General features: G+C 67.2%; 13 protein-coding genes. 1 reads left to right on the forward strand and 12 read right to left on the reverse strand.

From position 1 onward, the window contains the following. Positions 1–45 precede the first annotated feature (45 nt). From JOF56_RS35055 to JOF56_RS35070, 4 genes are all read right to left on the reverse strand, one after another. Positions 46–1,389, reverse strand: a complete 1,344-nt coding sequence (locus JOF56_RS35055) for an IS630 family transposase (RefSeq protein WP_209643729.1) — start codon at positions 1,387–1,389, stop codon at positions 46–48. Between the two features lie 96 nt (positions 1,390–1,485). After that, positions 1,486–3,753, reverse strand: a complete 2,268-nt coding sequence (locus JOF56_RS35060; protein ID WP_209643731.1) for an InlB B-repeat-containing protein — start codon at positions 3,751–3,753, stop codon at positions 1,486–1,488. A 242-nt stretch (positions 3,754–3,995) separates the two neighbouring features. Beyond that, the gene (locus tag JOF56_RS35065; RefSeq protein WP_209643732.1) at positions 3,996–4,652 is read right to left on the reverse strand and encodes a response regulator; all 657 of its coding nucleotides are present in this window, start codon (positions 4,650–4,652) and stop codon (positions 3,996–3,998) included. Beyond that, positions 4,649–5,767 carry a sensor histidine kinase gene (locus JOF56_RS35070; RefSeq protein ID WP_209643733.1) on the reverse strand — a complete coding sequence of 373 codons (1,119 nt, stop codon included), beginning with the start codon at positions 5,765–5,767 and terminating at the stop codon, positions 4,649–4,651. The genes JOF56_RS35065 and JOF56_RS35070 overlap by 4 nt, the downstream gene beginning before the upstream one ends. A gap of 284 nt (positions 5,768–6,051) precedes the next feature. Here JOF56_RS35070 and JOF56_RS58450 point away from each other — a divergent pair, with 284 nt between their 5' ends. Next, the gene (locus JOF56_RS58450) at positions 6,052–6,366 is read left to right on the forward strand and encodes a DUF6223 family protein (protein WP_307855813.1); all 315 of its coding nucleotides are present in this window, start codon (positions 6,052–6,054) and stop codon (positions 6,364–6,366) included. 72 nt (positions 6,367–6,438) lie between these two features. Here JOF56_RS58450 and JOF56_RS35075 read toward each other — a convergent pair whose 3' ends face one another. The 8 genes from JOF56_RS35075 to JOF56_RS35110 all read right to left on the reverse strand — a co-directional run bounded on the left by JOF56_RS35075 (position 6,439) and on the right by JOF56_RS35110 (position 18,329). Further along, the gene (locus JOF56_RS35075; RefSeq protein WP_209643734.1) at positions 6,439–9,129 is read right to left on the reverse strand and encodes a DUF6493 family protein; all 2,691 of its coding nucleotides are present in this window, start codon (positions 9,127–9,129) and stop codon (positions 6,439–6,441) included. Then, positions 9,126–10,484, reverse strand: a complete 1,359-nt coding sequence (locus JOF56_RS35080; RefSeq protein WP_209643735.1) for an SWIM zinc finger family protein — start codon at positions 10,482–10,484, stop codon at positions 9,126–9,128. Before JOF56_RS35080 ends, JOF56_RS35075 begins: the two co-directional genes overlap by 4 nt. 104 nt (positions 10,485–10,588) lie before the next feature. Continuing rightward, the gene (locus tag JOF56_RS35085) at positions 10,589–11,734 is read right to left on the reverse strand and encodes an RNA ligase RtcB family protein (RefSeq protein WP_209643736.1); all 1,146 of its coding nucleotides are present in this window, start codon (positions 11,732–11,734) and stop codon (positions 10,589–10,591) included. Between the two features lie 187 nt (positions 11,735–11,921). Beyond that, complete coding sequence (locus JOF56_RS35090; RefSeq protein ID WP_209643737.1) at positions 11,922–14,030, reverse strand: catalase; 2,109 nt, start codon at positions 14,028–14,030, stop codon at positions 11,922–11,924. Positions 14,031–14,155: 125 nt separating this feature from the next. Further along, positions 14,156–15,223 (reverse strand): NAD-dependent epimerase/dehydratase family protein, encoded by a 1,068-nt coding sequence (locus JOF56_RS35095; protein WP_209643738.1) that lies wholly within the window; start codon positions 15,221–15,223, stop codon positions 14,156–14,158. A 63-nt stretch (positions 15,224–15,286) separates the two neighbouring features. After that, positions 15,287–16,336: a sensor histidine kinase gene (locus JOF56_RS35100; protein ID WP_209648660.1), complete on the reverse strand. Its 1,050-nt coding sequence runs from the start codon at positions 16,334–16,336 to the stop codon at positions 15,287–15,289. A gap of 1 nt (position 16,337) precedes the next feature. Continuing rightward, complete coding sequence (locus JOF56_RS35105; protein ID WP_209643739.1) at positions 16,338–17,027, reverse strand: response regulator transcription factor; 690 nt, start codon at positions 17,025–17,027, stop codon at positions 16,338–16,340. Positions 17,028–17,033: 6 nt separating this feature from the next. Continuing rightward, positions 17,034–18,329: a hypothetical protein gene (locus JOF56_RS35110; protein ID WP_209643740.1), complete on the reverse strand. Its 1,296-nt coding sequence runs from the start codon at positions 18,327–18,329 to the stop codon at positions 17,034–17,036. Positions 18,330–18,337: the final 8 nt, after the last annotated feature.

An 18,337-nucleotide genomic window follows, 5' to 3' on the forward strand; every position in this document is an offset into this window, starting at 1 on the left:
CTCGACACACTAGTGTGCCGCGCCTGAGGTTTCGAGTTTAAGTAGTTATGTTGTTTTGGTGTGGGTAGGTGGAGTGATCTTGGCGAGGTAGTCGGCGAGGGAGTTGAGGATCTCGTCGGCGGTCTTGGTCCAGGTGAACGGTTTCGGGTCCTGGTTCCAGGTGTCGATCCATTCCTTGATGGCTTTTTCCAGGGCTGCGACGGAGGTGTGCACGCCGCGGCGGATGAGTTTGTCGGTCAGCAGGCCGAACCAGCGCTCTACTTGGTTCATCCACGAGGAACCGGTCGGGGTGAAGTGGATGCGGAACCGGGGGTGTTTGCTCAGCCAGGTCTTGATCTCAGGGGTGTTGTGCGTGCCGTAGTTGTCACACACCAGATGCACCTCGAGTTCGGCTGGCACGGCCTTGTCGATGGTGATGAGGAACTTCTTGAATTCCACCGCGCGGTGGCGGCGGTGCAGTTCGCTGATGACGGTGCCGTCGGTGATGTTGAACGCGGCGAACAGGCTGGTGATGCCGTGCCGCAGGTAGTCGTGGGTGCGGCGCTCGGGTGTGCCGGGCATCATCGGCAGGACCGGCTGGGAGCGGTCCAGCGCCTGGATCTGCGCCTTCTCATCGACACACAACACCACCGCCCGCTCCGGCGGATTGTGATACAGGCCAACGACATCCACGACTTTCTCCACGAACTGCGGATCGGTCGACAGCTTGAACGAGTCCTGCAGATGCGGCTTGAGATCGAACTTGCGCCAGATCCGCCCGATCGTGGACTTGGACAACCCGGTGCGGGCAGCCATCGACGCGCGCGACCAGTGCGTGTCGCGGCCCGGCGTGGACTCCAACGTCGCCACCACGACATCCTCCACCCGATCAAGCAGGATGGACGGTGGCCGCCCCGGACGAGGCTCGTCGAGCAGACCCTCCAGGCGGGTGGCGACAAACCGGGAGCGCCAGCGGTTGACCGTCGACTGGCCCACCCTCAACTCGGCGGCGACCTGTTTATTCGTCCCGCCCCGCGCGCAGGCCAGCACGATCTTCGCGCGCATCGCCAACGACTGCGTGGTCTTGGCTCGCCGCGCCCAGCGCGTCAACTGCGCGTGTTCGGCCTCGCTGAGCACCAAATCGGGTTTCTGCCGGCCCGGCCGTGGCTGATCGGCCAGGCCCGCCAACCGATCAGCCGCGAACCGGGACCGCCACTTGCCCACCGTCATCGTGGTCAACCCCAAACCGGCGGCCACCGCGGTATTCGATGCCCCGCCAGCACACGCCAGAACTATCCGCGCTCGCTCGGTCAAACGTGGCCGGGCCTCATCCTCCGCCCAGCGCAGCAACTCCGAACGCTCCACATCGGACAACACGATCTCCATAGCCCGCGGACCACGATGCGACATAGAAACACCCTACAGAACTACACTCAAGATTTCAGGCGCAGGACACTAGATCATCCCGGTGGTCCGGTCATCCGGATGTTCGATCCTTGCCGGCTCCTATTTGTGGCAGGGCACTTCTTTGTTCGTGTTCGCGGGCGGGAGTGGCGTTCGCAGGTCGACGACCAGCGTGAACTTGTTGTTGGTCTCCACGGTCTCGGCGACGGCGTTGTCCGGGTCGACGGCCACGGTGACCTTCAGCACCCGGTTGAGATACCGGTTGTCCGGATCGATGAAGGTGTCGATCCAGTCTCCCGGCTGGCCGAGCTGGGAGAAACCCCAGTCGCGCGATCGGCCGACGTCGGTGGTCAGCCGCAGTTTGTTCGCGGGCATCGCCGTTCCGGTCGCACTGGTCCACCCGATCGTGAACCACATGTCCACGTCCCATGTGCCGTTGCTGCCGCTGCGGAGGAAGCAGTGGCCGCCGTTGAGCGGGCCCACGGTGAAATCGCCTGCCGGCGGTTTGTTGAAGGTGGCCGACACGGTCTTGTTCGCGTCCATCACGACCGTGCAGCCCTGGTTGCCTGCGCAGGCTCCTCCCCAGCTGACGAACTTCGCGTCGGTGTCCGGCTGGGCGGTCAGCGTGATGGACTGTCCTTTGTCGACATCCGTCTTGCAGGTCGGCGGGCAGGCGATCCCGGTGCCGGTCACTTTCCCGTGACTCGGCGTGGTCACGGTGAGCCGGACCTTCGGCACCGGGCTGACCTGCACGGTCGCCGACGCCATGGCCTGCTGGTCGTCGGGCATGGTGGCCTGGACGCTCACCTGATAGGTCCTTGCGGCCGTCCACTTGTGCGTCACGGTGGCGCCGGAGCCTTGCTGACCGTCACCGAAATCCCAATGCGCGCTGCGAGGCGTGACGCCGTCGGTGGTGTCCACCCGGAGGGTGACGTCCTCATTGGCTGTCGGGTTGGCTTTGGACAGCGTGATCCGCAGTACGGGCTTCACCGGTGGCGGATTGTCCGAGGGCGGGTCCAGCGGCGGCGGATTACCCTGCTGGGGCGGTGGATTGCCCTGCTGAGGGGGCGGATTTCCTTGCTGGGGCGGTGGATTCTGGATCGGCGGCGGTTGCTGCTGGTCGGGCGGTTGCTGACTCGGTGGTTGCTGGCTGGGCGGTGGTTCGGACGGCGGCACGGGCTGGGTGGGCGGATTGGGCTGCGGCTGGACGGGCGCCGGATCGCCGGGCTGTTGCACCAGGCCTTTCCTGGGGTCGGCCGGGTCGTACTTGGCGGCTCTCAGCACGGATCCGTCGAACTGGATGACGCCCGCGCGTTCGCTGCCGGGATCGTTGAAGAAGACCTTGCCGTCCCGGGTCAGCAGCTGGAACCGGGTGGACGGGGTGAGAACCTGGGTCCGCTGGGCGGCTTTGGTGGTCAGGTCGACGATCCAGACCTGGCCGGTGGTGTAGTCGGGGACGAAAAGCCGGTTGTCCGCCTCGATCGCGGCACCGAGCGTGCTGCCGCCGGTCAGCGGGATGGAGGTGTCGCACTTGCTCGCCTTGAGGTCGCAGATCGTGAGCACGCCACGAGATGCCACCACGTAGACCCGCTGGCTGTACGGGGAACCGCTGATCTGCACGGGATCGCCCGGCCGCAGTTCCATGTCGAGGGTGTTGACGACCTCGCCGGAGTCGCTGTCGATCGTGACCGCTTTGCGGTCGTCGGTGTTGACGATGACCGGATTGCCACCGGCGAGGCTGAGGACACTTTGTCCCGGTTTGGTGACGCCGCGATGAGTGGTGCGATCCGCCCCGGCGATGCGGGTCAGGTCGCCGGTGTTGCGGTCGACGATCCACAACCGCCCGGAATCGTCCACGGCGGCGGCGCCTGCGTTGATCTCCGCGCCGATCGAGAAAAGGTCACCCCGCAGCGCCAATGTCCGCGGATCGACGACCGCGAGGACACCGCGCTTGGTGTCCATTGTGTACAGATCGGTCGACGTGGCGAAGGCGGCGAGCCCGGCTCGCGCGTCCGGGACCGGGGCCGCGGTGGCGGTCATCGCGAAGGTGGCGCCGTCCACTCGTCGCACGGTTCCGGCGGTGCGGTCGATGGCGTACGCGTTGGATCCCTGTTGGACGACGTCGAGCAGATTGTTGGCGGCGGCCACCTGGACCTGCGCCATGACCTCGGTCGACGAGCCGTCCAGCAGCGTGACCTGCCCGACCTTCGTGGACGGTAACCAGGCCGCGCCGGTCAGCATCTGCACTGAGTGGGCCGGTGTCCCGTCGTCGATTCCCAGCAACGTCACGGCGGCAAGGCTCACCGCCGCGGCGCCTGCCGCGGCGATCCTTGGCCAGTACCGGCCCGCAGCCGAAAGATTTTTTCGCACGACACCCCGTCTGGTTCTCCGACCCGCGCACCCCGAGAATGCCCGACAGTCCCGGCGTTTTCCAGCCGCCGTCCGGGGTGTCATCAAAATGACACTTCGCAGCGTCGATCATTTCGCCGCCCGGAAAATCAAGGCAGAGCGTGATACCAGCTCGGGAACAGTTTTTCACCCGATCGAGCGAATTCGTGACAGGTGTAAAACCGGAGTTGTGCCCCAAGGGGCGGACTTCCGGCCGGAAATTGTCACGCGTCGCGCGGCGTCACCAGACCGGACTCGTAGGCGAGGACCACAAGCTGGGCGCGATCCCGGGCGTGCAGCTTGACCATGGCCCGGTTGACGTGGGTCTTCGCGGTCATCGGGCTGATCGCCATGCGGTCGGCGATCTCGTCATTGGACAGGCCGTGGGCGACCAGGGTAACGGCCTCACGTTCACGGTTGGTCAATTCTTTCAGTGCTGCGCCGGTAGTCAGTGGCTGAGTGACATACCGGTTGATCAGTTTGCGAGTGATCGACGGAGCGAGCAGGGCGTCACCACGCGCGGCGACACGTACAGCGTGCAGAAAATCGTCCGGCTGGATGTCTTTGACAAGGAATCCGGTCGCGCCCGCGCGCAACGCGTTGAAGACATATTCGTCCAGGCCATAGTTGGTCAGGATGACAACGTGCACCGTGGCCAAAGCAGGGTCTGCGGCGATGCGCCGAGTCGCCTCGATCCCGTCGATGACGGGCATCTGAATGTCGATGAGCGCGATGTCAGGAAGGTGTTGCCGGACCAGGGCCAGGCACTCGCTGCCGTCGGCGGCCTCGGCCACAACCTCGATATCGTCCTCGATGTCAAGCAGCGCACGGAATCCACTGCGGATGAGCGGCTGATCGTCGACCAGCAGAACACGGATCATGACGTCTGGTCCACGGGAAGTTCAGCCTGGACAGTGAAACCACCCTCGCTGCGCGGTGCCGCCCGCAGATGACCTCCGAGAGCGGTGACACGTTCACGCATCCCGAGCAGCCCGACCCCAGGCACCGGCGCACTGTCCGGCGTAGCGGTACCGTCATCGTCGACCTGAATAACCAAGGCGTCAGGCCGGTAGTCGATCCGGACAGACGCGGTAGCGGCGGCAGCGTGCCGAGCGATGTTGGTCAACGACTCCTGGACAATCCGGTAGGCAGTCCGCTCGACTGCGGCGGGCACGTCGTTCCGGTGTCCCTCGATCGTCAGCTTCGCGTCCAAGCCGGTAGTCCGGGCCCGTTGCACCAAGTCCGGAACATGGTCAAGCCCATGCGGCGGGTTCTTGTCGTCATCACGCAGCGCTTCCAAGGTCGCGCGCAGTTCCCGGGCCGCCTCACGACCGGCATCCCGGATGGCCAGCAAAGACTCCGGCACCTGTTCACCCCGCCGGTGAGCGAGGTGAACAGCGACCTCAGCCTGCAACTTGATCACAGAAATCTGATGCGTGAGCGAATCATGCAGTTCCCGCGCGATGTGCAGCCGTTCCTCGTCGGCACGCCGCCGCGCAGTCTCCTCACGCGTGCGCTCCGCCTCATCCGCCCGCCGCTCAGCCTGCCGCAGCGCCTCCCCAGCCGCCCCGGCAGCGATCAACCAAGCCAGCTCAAGAACATTCCGCGACTGCGTGAACGCCTCACCCACAGCCCAATCATGCGGAGAAACCAGGATCGCCAACGGAAGCACAGCCAGCATGACCACCGACCCCACCACAGTGACCAATCGATGCCCCGCCCGCACCGCGGCATACACAGCAAACAAATACGCAATGACAGGCACATCAAACCCAACGGCCTGATAACCCAGCGCACCCAACCCAGTCACAGCCAAAACAACGACAGGCGCCCAACGACGAGCGCCCAGCGCAAGACCGCTACCCGTCAACAGCAAGTAACCCAACGGCGCCAGATCCGCCGAAGGGTGTTGTCCAGACAGCCCAGCGATCAACAAACTGGCGGCCACCCCGACGGCAATCACCCAGTCCCAGATGCCAACCCGTCCCTTACCCATGCGCGCACCCTAGCCGGACAACCGCGCAGGTTCCTCCTACACACAGACGATCAGTCGCCTACCACAGTTGCAGTAGATCCCCGCCTCCTGCGACGCCTGCAGTAGTCACCTACAGCACGGACGGCAGCCCAAATTGTCTGCGCCTGCACAACGACTGCACGGGCCCCCAACGGACATCATCAGCAACATCGCACGATGAAAGAGAAGGAGAACCTCTCATGTCCGTCCACCACATGGTCGCCACACACATCCTGGCCCAACCAACCAACGTCAGCGCATACACCATGACCGCCGGCCGCCTCTGGTCCCTGGTAGCGGCCCTGTCAGGCCTCACAGGCGTAATAATCGGCGCCCGCACACTAGCCCGCTCCAAAAAACGAACCACCACAGGCCGACGCGGCCCCATCACATCTCTAGCAACAGGAACAGCAGCCACAACCATCGGCGCACTGGTGATAGCCGCGGCAGAAGGCGGCCCCGGCACCGGCTACGGAATAGTCGGAGGCTACGTCGCAGTAGCAGTCGGCCTTACCGCCCTGCTCCTCGGCGGCCTGTCCCTAACCCGCCCCCGCCACACCACCCACCCAGACCGAAAGTGAAGGCGCGGCGAGCGGGCCGGAGCGGGAAGCGAGCCCGGTGACCGAACTGAAGGTCCGCCGAGCCTCGGTCAGCTATGCCGGGATAGTGAGGAGGGTGGCGAGGCGGCGGGCTTCGGTGCGGGTGCGGGTGGACTTGGGGGTGTTGGCGGCGGCGGTGACGGAAGGGATGGGAGTGCGGACATGGAGGCGTTCGGCGAGTTCTGTGGCGAGGATTAGGAGGTCGGGGGTGCGTTTGGGGGTTGTGGTGAGGATGGCGGGCAGGGCGGCGGCGATGGTGGTCCAGATTGTGGGGGCGGCGCCGCCGTCGGTTGCGGAGCGGAGGGAGGGGACGACGCGGGCGAGGCTGATTGTCTCGGTGGCGGCCAGGGTGCCGAGTTCGGTGCCCATGGTTGTGGAGTCCCAGCCGGCTGCGTGAAGGGTGAGCACGGTGTCGACGGCGTGGGCACGGAGGGCGCGGTCTGGGGATCCGATGGCGAAGGCCACGGCGAGGGCTGTGCCTGTGCCGAGGGGGCCGTCGGTTTCGGCGGTGGCGAGGAGAGCTGCGCCGATGTCGGCTGGGTATTCCGAGGCGAGGAACCGGGTCAGATGGGCGGCGATCACGTCGCGATGGCCGGGGGCGACTGTGGGCCATGACGACGTCCACCACGAAACGTCGCCTGTTGTTGCCATGTAGCGCGGTGGCGGCAGGTGCCACAGCAGGTCCGCCAGGGACGGTGGCAGTTGTCGTACCTCGGGTGCGTACTTTTCGGTTGGGAGGTCTTCTGGAGTGGTCTGGATGACGGGCCGGATGGCGCGGATCTTCTGGTGTGTGCCGGCGTGGTCCTTGGTCAGGGCGATGGCTACGTCGACACGGGAGATGACGGGGTCCGGCAGGGGAGCGAGCAAGTGAGCGGCGAGGCGGTCTGTCGCGGGCGTGCCCACCTTGGCGGCGCGCTCGGCCAGAACTGGGTATGTGTCGCGTGGAATGCGTAAGAAGGCTTGCTGTAGGTCGTATTCCGCTGGTTGCCAGCCCTCCTCTGCCGCTGTCTCCAGGCGGGCCAGCAGGACTGAAGGGTCGAGGTGGCCGGTGGTGAGGGTCGGCGTGGCGACCAGGGCGGGGATGGGTGCATGGGCCAGGCGGGCGGCGATTTCGTGCATTCGGTACAGCAGGACGCGGTACGGAGCCGGGGCGCCCAGGGCGGCGCTGCGCCACTTCAGCTCGCCCTCGACGGACGCGATTCCCATGTCGGGCTTGCCGGTTGTCGGGGCGGCGACGGCCGCGGACACCACCGCACTGAATCCGTCGATCGGGGAAATGCGGTGTGTCCTGGGCAATCGAGGCCTGATGTCGAAGCGGGTCAGGACTGGCCTGAGCGCGGCCCGCAGGGCCGCACGGTCGGCGGCGAACCTGACCAAGGCCGCGAGTACCCGTTCCAGGCTGACGGGATCGGTGTCGTAGGTCTGCTGTATCGACGGCAGCTGGGCCGCGAGTTCCTCGGCCAGTTCCTCCGGCGAGGCGATCGGCGGCGGCATCTCCCGTCGGCTTGCGGGCACAGGTGAGGGCATGTCGAACACAGGCTCGGCCTCGACCGTGCCCACGGCTGCCGCGATCTTGTCCCGCAGGTCGCCAGGTAGTGTGGCCGCGGCGGCACGGACCGTCTCCCGCACGTCGTCCGCGCAGGCGTCGATGTATCGCAAGGTGATGGTCACCGCGCGACGCTGTAGATCCACGGGACGGTCGGCGAACAGCTCAGTCATCACCGTCACGACGTCGCCTGAGCGTTTCTCGTCCCGCTTGGCCACAGTGTCCAACCAGGACAGTTGGGTCGTGAGAATGTTCTTCTCCGTACGGGACAACACCAGCCTGCCCGCCTCGACCAGGTCGGCCGGTTCCAGTTCTCCTGCCTCGTCGAGGGATCGCAGCTCGCGTTGAGCCATCACGGCCACAGACGGCGCCGCATCGGGCAGCAGATGCAGCAGATCGGGAACGTGACGGCGCAGCTCGGCGGTCGTCGGGGCCAACCCGGTGAGAATGGTGACGTACCCACGTAATGCGTTCGGCTTGCCGCCACGCAGCATCCGCCGCAGACAGCCATCCAGGAGCGCGGCCCGGTCCAGTACGCCCTCGGCCGCAAGTGCGGCGAGCCAGACCGGCCACACAGCGGTGCCGTCGGGATTGTCCAACTCCAGCAACGGGCCGACGTCGTCCACATCGAACAGCAGCGGTACAACGGCGGTCAGCAGCGGGTCGGCGCGTAGGCGACTGACGGCGTCCTCGTCCCGTTCCAGTCTGTTCGCCCAGGTCACCCAGGCCATGACGAACCCCTCCGTCGCAGGCGGCGCGACGCCTGCCTCACGGACGAACGTCACTGCCAGCTTGTAGAGGTGGAAGTCAGTAGGCCGGACCCGGCCTGCGAACCGGGTGACCATGTCCGCGACCCAGTCCGCCTGCCTGGCGCGCAGCACCACGAGCAGGCCGTCGGTCCGTGGGTCGCCCTCCCACAGTTCCGTCCTGACCAGCCATTTCGCTGCGGCATCCGCCCCGGTGAAACACCCCAGCCCGGCCACCCGCAGCGGCGCGACGCGCTTTCCCCGGGCGGTCCGCCAGGCGCTCCACTCGGGGTATGCGTCCGGCTGCCGGTTGATCTCCCGGAGGTAGGACTTCAGCGGCTCGGTGAGCGCCCGCCGGGTCTTGTCGTCCAGGTCCGCGACGGCCTTGGCGACGGCGACCTGGTCGCCGGTGTCGATGAGGGACCGCAGAGTGTTCCAGTCCAATGTGGTCACAGGTCGTCCTCGTCGGTGTCGTGGTCGCCGCGGTGGGCGGATTCGGCGGCGAGTGTGTGCTTGCACTTGCCGCGGGTGCCGCGGTACTCCGCCCACCACTGGCAGGTGCAGCCGAGAGCTGTGCCGTCGGGGGAGAGGCGGACGCGGTTGACACGGTCCTCGACGGTCACGGTGGCGGTGTCGCCTTCCAGATGAACGGCACCGGCGGCGACCAGGGCTCGTGCGGCGCGTAGACGGGGATTCATGCGCTCGACGCGGGTGGCGTCGTACGGCAGTTCGCGGTGGAAATAGGACGCTTCGGCCAAGTCGTAGCCGACGCGACCGGCCACACCGAGCTGGCCAAGAGCGTCACGCACTCGTTCGGCAGGCAAGCCGGCGCGGTCGGCGAGCAGATCGACCTCGACGGCCGGTTCGAAGTCCAGCAACGCTCCGACCAGGTCGGCGTCGGCTCCGGCGGCCTCGGACGCGAGGGCGTCGAGAACCGCGCCCTCGCCGGAGAAACCACGCCGAGCCTCGGGCGACAGGGTCAGCACCAGCCTGCCTGAGGGCAGCGTCAATTCCCACGCCGACGCAACAGGTTTCGATGTGGGCCCGACCGGCGGGCCATAGACCCGCAGTCCGGATGCCAAGCGTAGTAATGGTTTGATCGCCGCGAGTCGGCCCGGACCCGCGAGGTGGACCGCGCCCGCTGCCGGGCGCGCGGTCAGCCGCAGGCCCCGCCCCGACGGGACAGCCCACAAGTCGCCGTTGGCCGGCAGGGATCTCAGGAATCGGCCGGCCTCGGCCGCGCTGAGTTCGGCGCGGGCGTCGAACTGGGCGCTGATCACCTGCACCTCAGCGAACCCGCGCAACCACCGCTCCGGCAGCGGGACCTTCTTCTCCACCACCGCGCCTTCGCCGGTGGTGACGGCCAGTTCGTCCCAGCCGACCGACAGATGCAGCGGACTGCCGGCCCGGATCCGGGCCAGCGTCTCCCGTAACGGCCCGTTGACGTCGACATTCGTGGTCCCACGGGCCACTACATCGCCGTCGAGCGCGCCGCCGAGCAGATCCAGCCGGGCGTGCACCCCGCCACACCCGGAGAACGACTCGAACCTCAACTGCCGGCCGTCGCAGGTCACGACCGGGTCCCGGGACGCCGCCGAGCGCTGCTGCCAGTACCGCGCCTTGGCCACGTCCGCCACCGCGGCCAGCCCGGCCGCCGCGACCTCGGGCCGGGTGAGGACTCCGCTGAAGAACTGCGGGTTCGCCACCGGCCCGGCCACCGTCCGGCCCCCTGAGGTCGCCAGCCCCACGGCTGTCTGGTCCGCCCAGGACGGGCCGAGATAGCGGTACGCGTGCGCGGTCGAGATCATGCGTCGCAGACTACAAGCGCCCACCGACAATTCTGTCGCGGAGGATCAGCAGGCGACGTACGGCCCGCTCTGAACTCCAAAGTGGACAGTGAATATGGCCTTACTCATGACCGGCCTCGTTTGCGGCGGCTGTAGCCGATGTCGGCCGTCTTGTAGGTGACCAGCGGGACTGTGGTTGCCACGGGGGTTGCCAGTTGGTGGTCAACGAGGTCGGCGATCACTTGTTCAATGCGCTTGTAGGCCGTCGGAGCCTCCTCGAAGAGCAGTTGACGGTCACCGCATACCACGAGCGATCCCACGGATGTGCTGCGTAACTGTTCGACCGTGTGTTTGACGCGGCCACGGCGTAGAGCGTCAGCCCGCGACATCTTGCGGCCCGCGCCATGCGCCACGGAATGGTTGGCCTCCGGTCCGGCATGCGCGGCGACGAGGTAGGACGGGGTGCCTCGCGTGCCAGCGATGAGCACGTCGCGGCCATCACCCGGCGCCGCTCCCTTGCGGTGCAGGTAGACGCCGTCTCGGATCTCGACCAGGTTGTGGCACTCGTCGACGATCGGCTCGGTCGGCTCGGTGCCCAGCGCGTGGGCGACTCGGGCGGCCATCAGCCGCCGGTTGAGGGAACCCCAACGGACGGCGTCGTCGTGCATCGTGAGGTACGCGGCAGGATCAGGAGCCGGGCCCGCGCCGTGTATTTCGGTGTGTGCCCGGAGGATCCGTTCGCCCAGGCCGCGGGAACCGCTGTGGACGATGAGGACGAGGTCACCGGCGGCCAGCCCCAGCCGGCTGACGTGGTCTGGCGAGAAAACGGTGTCGATCCGGGCCAGTTCGACGAAGTGGTTGCCCCGGCCGACCGTTCCGAGGCCCTCGAGGTGACCGGTGGGAACGTCGCCGTCCACCACCGCCCAGGCCGGATCGTCGGGCTCCGGTGCGCGGTCGAGGTCCGGGAACCGCGGGGCCAGCCTGGCAGGTACGGCACGTTTGAGCCTGATGGGGAAAACGGCGATACCGCAACCGATGTCGGAGCCCACAAGAAACGGATACAGCACGCTCGACGCCATGGCGGCGCCGATCGGAGCACCCTTTCCGGGGTGCAGGTCCGGCATGGCGGCGACGTGGATCATGCCGTCGAGCTTGGCCACCTGGTGGCACTGTGCGACGGCGTCGGACTCGATCCAGCTCGTGGGGGAGGCGAACACGGCGACGGTGGACTGCGGCGGGGAGTGTTGGGGAGACAAAGACGCTCGCTTCATTGAAAAGGCATGGCGGGACGGCATTGGAGCCTGTGGTGGTCTGGGTGCTGTCCGTCAGAACGTCATGGGCACACAGTCTCGCAGTCCGCCGCGCGCGGCAAGCGAATTTCCGGCAGCATGGATCGCAATGTCCACATCAGAACAGGCGGTGCCGCTCTTGGGGCCGGCGACCGCGGGCCTCAAGAGCTCATGCCGGGATTGAGGACGTGTCGCGGTCCCAGGCCCGGTGCTGGGCGATCTGAGCGACGAGGGTTTCGAAGTACTTGGGCGACAGGGAGTCCTCGGCCGCTGACGCGGTCACCACTCCCAGGTCGGTGACGATGTCCTCGTCCGTGGCGAATCGGGTCTCGCCGAGACCTGCCTTGCGCAGCAGTTCGATCCCGGCGCCGAACGCGCCGATCGCCTTGCCGTGTTTGAAGGCCTCGGTGACGAAGTGCAGAGCGTATCCGTCCTGGCTGAGGGCGGCCACGCTGTCTGGTCCACAAGGGACGACGACGGCGTCGTAGAGGACCGAGGCCATCGTGTTGATCGCACGGTCGGCCTTGAGGTCCTCGTCGTTGGCGCTGCGGACCTTTCCGTCCACCGGGGCGAGCAGTTCGGGGATCGCGCCGTTTTCCCGGAGCGCCGCGACGAGCCTGCGAGTGCCCTTGCCGTCGACGCCGTCCGCGACCAGAACCGCTATTTTCCGGGTCTTCGCCGTGGCCACGGGTGCTGTGAGCTGGCTCAGAGCAGGGGAGCTGCGGCCGTGGTTCGGCGTGGCAGGTTCCGTCGGAGCTGGGACGCCGATTCCCTGCGCGACCAGGACGGCCAGGTCATGATCGACATGGTTGAGCTGGTCGACCACCGCGGCCCGGATCTCCACATGATCCACCTTGCCCAGTTCGAACCGGAGCGCCGCGACGATGTGCTCCTTCTCCGGCGGCGTCATGCTGTTGAAGAACAGCGTGGCCTGGCTGTAGAAGTCCTGGAAGCTCGCACTGCGTTCACGGATCTTGCGGCCCTCGACTTTCTCCTGGTAGTGCGCGAACACCTCCGGGAACTCGCCTGCGGTCACGGGACAGCCGCCGCCGAGGGTGTTCTTGGTGTAACTGGTGCGGCCGCGGTGGATCCGCTGTTGCTGGAAGCCGTCACGCTGGTTGTCGTGTACCGGCGCCACCGGCCGGTTGACCGGGATGTGGGCGAAGTTCGGGCCGCCGAGCCGCAGCAGCTGAGTGTCCAAATAGGAGAAGTTGCGGGCCTGCAGCAGCGGGTCGTTGGTGAAGTCGATGCCGGGCACGACGTTCGCGGTGTGGAAGGCGACTTGTTCGGTCTCGGCGAAGAAGTTGTCCGGGTTGCGGTCGAGCACCATCCGGCCGACCGGCCGGACCGGCACCTGCTCCTCCGGGATGATCTTGGTGGCGTCCAGCAGGTCGAAGCCGAGACTGTGCTCGTCGTCCTCGGACACCAGCTGCACGCCCAGTTCCCACTCGGGGAACGCACCGCTCTCGATGGCCTCCCAGAGATCACGCCGGTTGAAGTCGGGGTCCTTGCCGGCGATCTTCTGGGTCTCGTCCCAGACCAGGGAGTGGGTACCCAGCAGCGGCTTCCAGTGCAGTTTCACGAACGTGCCCCGGCCCTCGGCGTTGACCAGCCGGAAGGTGTGCACGCCGAAGCCCTGCATCATCCGGTAGCTGCGGGGCAGTGCCCGGTCGGACATCAGCCACATGATCATGTGCATGGTCTCCGGCTGCAGCGCCACGAAGTCCCACAGGGTGTCGTGGGCGGACTGGGCCTGCGGGATCTCGTTGTGCGGCTCGGGTTTCACCGCGTGCACGAAATCCGGGAACTTGATGCCGTCCTGGATGAAGAAGACCGGCATGTTGTTGCCGACCAGGTCGTAGTTGCCCTGTCGGGTGTAGAACTTCGTGGCGAATCCGCGCACGTCGCGGACGGTGTCGGCCGAGCCGCGCGAACCGGCCACAGTGGAGAAACGCACGAAGACAGGGGTGGTGACGGCCGGGTCGGTCAGGAACTCCGCAGCGGTGAACTCGGCGAGCCAGCTGTCGTATGGCTGGAAATGGCCGTACGCACCCGCGCCCCGGGCATGCACGACGCGTTCCGGGATGCGTTCGTGGTCGAAATGGGTGATCTTCTCCCGGGCGTGGAAGTCCTCCAGCAGTGTCGGTCCCCGAGAACCCGCCCGCAGCGAATCGTCCGTGTGATCCACCCGGACACCCTGCTGGGTGGTCAGGTGGGTGCCGTCGTTTTCCACCCGCACGGACTCAAGCTGCTGGTCTTTCTCGTCGGTCGGTGCCATTGGCGTCAGTCAGCCTCTCATCGAGCCGGAAACTGGATCGGGATGTCTCCCGCGTACCCGGCCGGCACCCGTTCACACCTTGCGCTGTCGAGGGTTGACAGCCTGTACGTTATCGCTGACATTTTTCACGCACCAAGGACCGGCAGGACGCCACCTTCCGCCTCACGCCGTAGAGGGTCGGTGGCGAAGGACTTCACCCCATTTGCGAACGTCACCTGGGCGTGGAAGCCCAGCAAAGTACGGGCGCGATCGGGCGACGCGACCACGTGTCGTACGTCGCCGGATCGCGCGCCGCCGACGGTCAGTGGCGACTTTCCGCCATACGCCGCGGACAGCTCGACGGCCAGTTCGCCGACCGTGTGCGGTTCGCCGGAACACACGTTGACGGGAACGAACCCGTCGGCGGGAGTCTCCAGCGCGAGCACGTTGGCCAGGGCAACGTCGTGGACATGCACGAAGTCCCGGCGCTGCATGCCGTCCTCCAGGACGGTCGGTGCCTCACCGCGTTGCAGTGCGGACCGGAAAAGCGAGGCCACACCGGCGTAGGGCGTGTCGCGAGGCATTCGCGGCCCGTAGACGTTGTGATACCGCAATGCCCATGCGCTCCCGTTCGCCTGCCGGACCCACGCGGAAGTGAGATGCTCCTGAGCCAGCTTGGTCGCCGCGTAGGTGCTGCGTGGATCCAGCGGAGCGTCCTCCTCGACCAGGCCTGACGACAAGGGATCGGCGCAGATCGGGCAAAGTGGCTCGTAGCGGCCCTCGGCAAGATCGGCTTCCCGGCGCGGTCCAGGGCGAACCGTGCCGTGGGTCGCGCACGAGTACTGCCCCTCGCCGTAGACGACCATCGACGACGCGAGAACCAAGCGCCGCACACCGGTCGCGTGCATGGCGGACAGCAGGACAGCGGTCCCCAGATCGTTGTTGCTCACGTAGAGCGGCGCGTCGGACGGATCGAGCCCATGCCCGACCACCGCTGCCTGGTGGCACACGGCATCGACTCCGGACAGCAAACGGGTGACGAGCGCGGCGTCCTGCACGTCGCCCCGCACGAATTCCGGTGTCCACTCCGGGGCACCGGAATGGGCCTGGGGCAACAGGTTGTCCAACAGTACGACTTCGTGACCCCTGGCTACCAACAGATCGGCGATGTGGGATCCGATGAAACCGGCACCGCCGGTGACAAGTACACGCATGGTGTCACGCTATGGCCACTGCGGCCCTGGCACAGTCCTTGTCGGCCAGACGTCACGAAACCGTCAGATCGCCAGAGGCAGACGGACCTCGAAGCGGCAACCGGGACCCTTGTTCTGCGCGGAGATCCTGCCGCGGTGCGCCTCGACCAGGCCTTTGGCAATCGCCAGGCCCAGCCCGGCACCGATCGGCTCGTCCCCGCGGGGCGCCGGTGTGCGCGCCGCACTGCCTCGGAACGCCACCTCGAAGACCCGGTTGAGTTCCTGGTCGGGAATGCCGCCGCACGCGTCCTCCACCGACAGCACCGCGTCTTTGCCGTCGACGCCCAGCTGCACGGCCACTGTTCCGTCCGGCGGCGTGTGCCGGATCGCGTTGGACACCAGGTTACGCACGATCCTGGCCAGCTCGGGATCGCTACCCAGCACGACCGGCCATGACTCGGCGTTGGCCACGAGCCGCACCTTCTTGCGGTCGGCCACGGGGGACTGACCTGCCAGCGCGTCGCTGACCACCTCCTGCAGGGCCACCTCGGACAACGTCAGCTGCAGCGCGCCCGCGGTGATCCGGGACAGCTCGAACAGGTCGTCGACCATGCCCGCGAGCCGGCGTGTCTGCGTGCCGATCCGGCCGGCGTATTCGGCGACCTCGCGTTGCCGGCTGATCACCCCGTCGGCCAGCGCCTCGGCCATGGCCTGGATCCCGGCGAGCGGTGTGCGCAGGTCATGGCTGATCCAGGCGACGAGTTCGCGCCGGGACGCCTCGGCGGCACGTTCCCGGTCCCTGGCCTCGCGCTCCCACACCGTGCGGGCCGCGATCATGCGGCCGAGCAGGATCGCGGCAGGCAACGTCACCACGACGACGAGCAGGCAGACCAGCAGCATCGTGGTGAGCGTGCTGTTGAACATGAACCCGCTGACGCCGAGCACACCGACCACCACGGCCGCGACGGGGATCAGCACGAGCACCGTCAGGTTGGTCGCCAGCCGGCCTTTACGCAGTACGTAGAGCAGCAGCACCCCGGCCGCGGTGACGGGCACGGTGAGCGCGAGGGCGACCGGCAGGATGTGCAGCGCGTGCTTGATCATCTCGCTCATCGGTTCGGCCGGGTCGATCACCTTAGGCGCGGTCATAGCGGTAGCCCATTCCCCAGACGGTCGCGATTCGGGCCGGTTTGGCGGGTTCGGCTTCGATCTTCTCCCTCAGTCGTCGCACGTGGACGGTCACAGTGGACTGATCGCCGAAGTCCCAGCCCCACACCTTGGCCAGCAACTCGGTCCGGGAGAACGCGGTGCCCGCGTTGGTCATCAGGAACAACAGCAGGTCGAACTCCCTGGTGGTCAGGGAAAGATCGGCACCCCGCAGCACGGCTTTGCGCGCGCCGATCTCCAGCGTCAGGTCGCCGTCGGTGACGACCTGCTGGCCGGTGGCCGGCACCGCACGGGCCCGGCGCAGCACCGACGACACCCGCAGTGCCAGTTCCCTGGGACTGAACGGTTTGGTGACGTAGTCGTCCGCGCCGAGCTGCAGTCCGGCGATCCGGTTCTCCTCCTCGCCCAGGGCGGTGAGCATCACCACTGGCACAGCGCTGTGCTGCCGGATCCGGCGGCACACCTCCAGCCCGTCGATGCCCGGCAGCATCAGGTCCAGCACGATCAGGTCCGGTTCGGACCTTGCCACCAGTGCGAGGGCCTGCTCGCCGTCACCTGCCACGGTCACGTCGTGCCCGGCCAGTTCGAGGTAGCGGCGCACGACGTCGCGGACCGTCTCGTCGTCGTCCACCACCAGTACGTGCCCGTGTTCGCTCATCGCCCCTTACCAGTTCGTCAGCAGCAAGTGGTTCACGATAAGCGCTGTGGCCGCCTGTGCCGCCAGCCACCGCTGTCTGGAGCCGGGCAGGAACGCGGCAGCGGGCACAAGCCATACCGCGAACGGCAGCCAGATCCGTTCCACCTCGGACTTGGACAACCCGGAGACGTCGGCCAGCAGGACCACCGCGATCGCGGCCATGATCAGGGGCGACCGCCAGGCCCGGGGCAGTCCGGCGGCGACCGCGGGACCGAGCACCAGAGTCAGGCAGGCGAGGTTCGCCCAGATCCAGTACCAGTAGGGCCGGTCGTTGGCGATGCCCTGGTAATAGCGCTCGACGACCAGGTGATAGCCGTCGAACCACCAGAACCCGGCCCACGCGAAGATCGCCACCACGGCCCCGGCAGCCACCAAGGCGAGCACCAACGTACGCCAGCTCCGCGTCATCGCGCACACGACCAGCGCGAGCACCCCGATCAGCACCAGGCCGTACGACAGGAACACGCCGAAGCCCAGCAGCAGTCCGCCGCCCAGCGCCGAGAGCCTGGTCCGCAAGGCCAGCAACGCTATCCCGGCCGCGGTCACCCCGGCGAACATCCCGTCCGCGGAGACCCCCATCCACACCGCGCCGGGGAACAGCACGGCGAACGGCAGGACGGCCCTGGCCAGGTCCGGCTTACCCAACGCGGCCAGCGTCACCGGCACGGCGACCGCGACCACGCCACCGGCCAGGACGCAGAAGATCCCGGCCCAGGTGCCACCCGGCAGGCCCAGCCGGTCGAGCCAGACAAAGACCAGCGTGGCGCCAGGCGGGTGCCCGGCGACGTGCGTGGTCCACGAATCGTGCTGGAAATCCAGGATCCGGGACGAGAACGTCCGCAGCATCAAACCGATGTCGGTGATCCCGCCGACCTCGCTGAGGTACTCGTCCTGGCTGGTCAGCTGCCCGGCCACGCCCCGCTGCCAGCCGTCGATCAGGGCGAGCGAGAAGGTCCAGCCCACGCTCGCGAGGTACGCCAGCCCGAGCAGCCGCCGCCATGCGAGGCGCGCTGCGAGGCCTGGTCCCCAGGCGATCACCGCGATCGCGAGCATGATGGACAGCGGTGTACCGATTCCGACGTGCGGCAGCCATTCGCCCAGGATCGGCCATTCCCCGAACGTGGACGGCGCGCCCGGGAAGTGACCGCTGCCCGAGAGCCGGATGCCGAAACCGAAGCCGACGGCGATCGCGGCGAGCAGAAGCGCGAGCGCCACCAGTTCGCCCCGGACTCGCCGCGTCCGGGTGGCTGATCTCAACGACACCGCTGCAC

It is taken from the genome of Kibdelosporangium banguiense (genome assembly GCF_017876405.1).
Classification (GTDB): domain Bacteria; phylum Actinomycetota; class Actinomycetes; order Mycobacteriales; family Pseudonocardiaceae; genus Kibdelosporangium; species Kibdelosporangium banguiense.

What these genes read in the sequence shown, in the direction of transcription:
- JOF56_RS35095 (WP_209643738.1), bottom strand. Translation starts at nt 15,223, where the DNA reads ATGCGTGTACTTGTCACCGGCGGTGCCGGTTTCATCGGATCCCACATC.
- JOF56_RS35055 (WP_209643729.1), bottom strand. Translation starts at nt 1,389, where the DNA reads ATGTCGCATCGTGGTCCGCGGGCTATGGAGATCGTGTTGTCCGATGTG.
- JOF56_RS35070 (WP_209643733.1), bottom strand. Translation starts at nt 5,767, where the DNA reads ATGGGTAAGGGACGGGTTGGCATCTGGGACTGGGTGATTGCCGTCGGG.
- JOF56_RS35080 (WP_209643735.1), bottom strand. Translation starts at nt 10,484, where the DNA reads ATGATCTCGACCGCGCACGCGTACCGCTATCTCGGCCCGTCCTGGGCG.
- JOF56_RS35085 (WP_209643736.1), bottom strand. Translation starts at nt 11,734, where the DNA reads ATGAAGCGAGCGTCTTTGTCTCCCCAACACTCCCCGCCGCAGTCCACC.
- JOF56_RS58450 (WP_307855813.1), top strand. Translation starts at nt 6,052, where the DNA reads ATGACCGCCGGCCGCCTCTGGTCCCTGGTAGCGGCCCTGTCAGGCCTC.
- JOF56_RS35065 (WP_209643732.1), bottom strand. Translation starts at nt 4,652, where the DNA reads ATGATCCGTGTTCTGCTGGTCGACGATCAGCCGCTCATCCGCAGTGGA.
- JOF56_RS35090 (WP_209643737.1), bottom strand. Translation starts at nt 14,030, where the DNA reads ATGGCACCGACCGACGAGAAAGACCAGCAGCTTGAGTCCGTGCGGGTG.
- JOF56_RS35105 (WP_209643739.1), bottom strand. Translation starts at nt 17,027, where the DNA reads ATGAGCGAACACGGGCACGTACTGGTGGTGGACGACGACGAGACGGTC.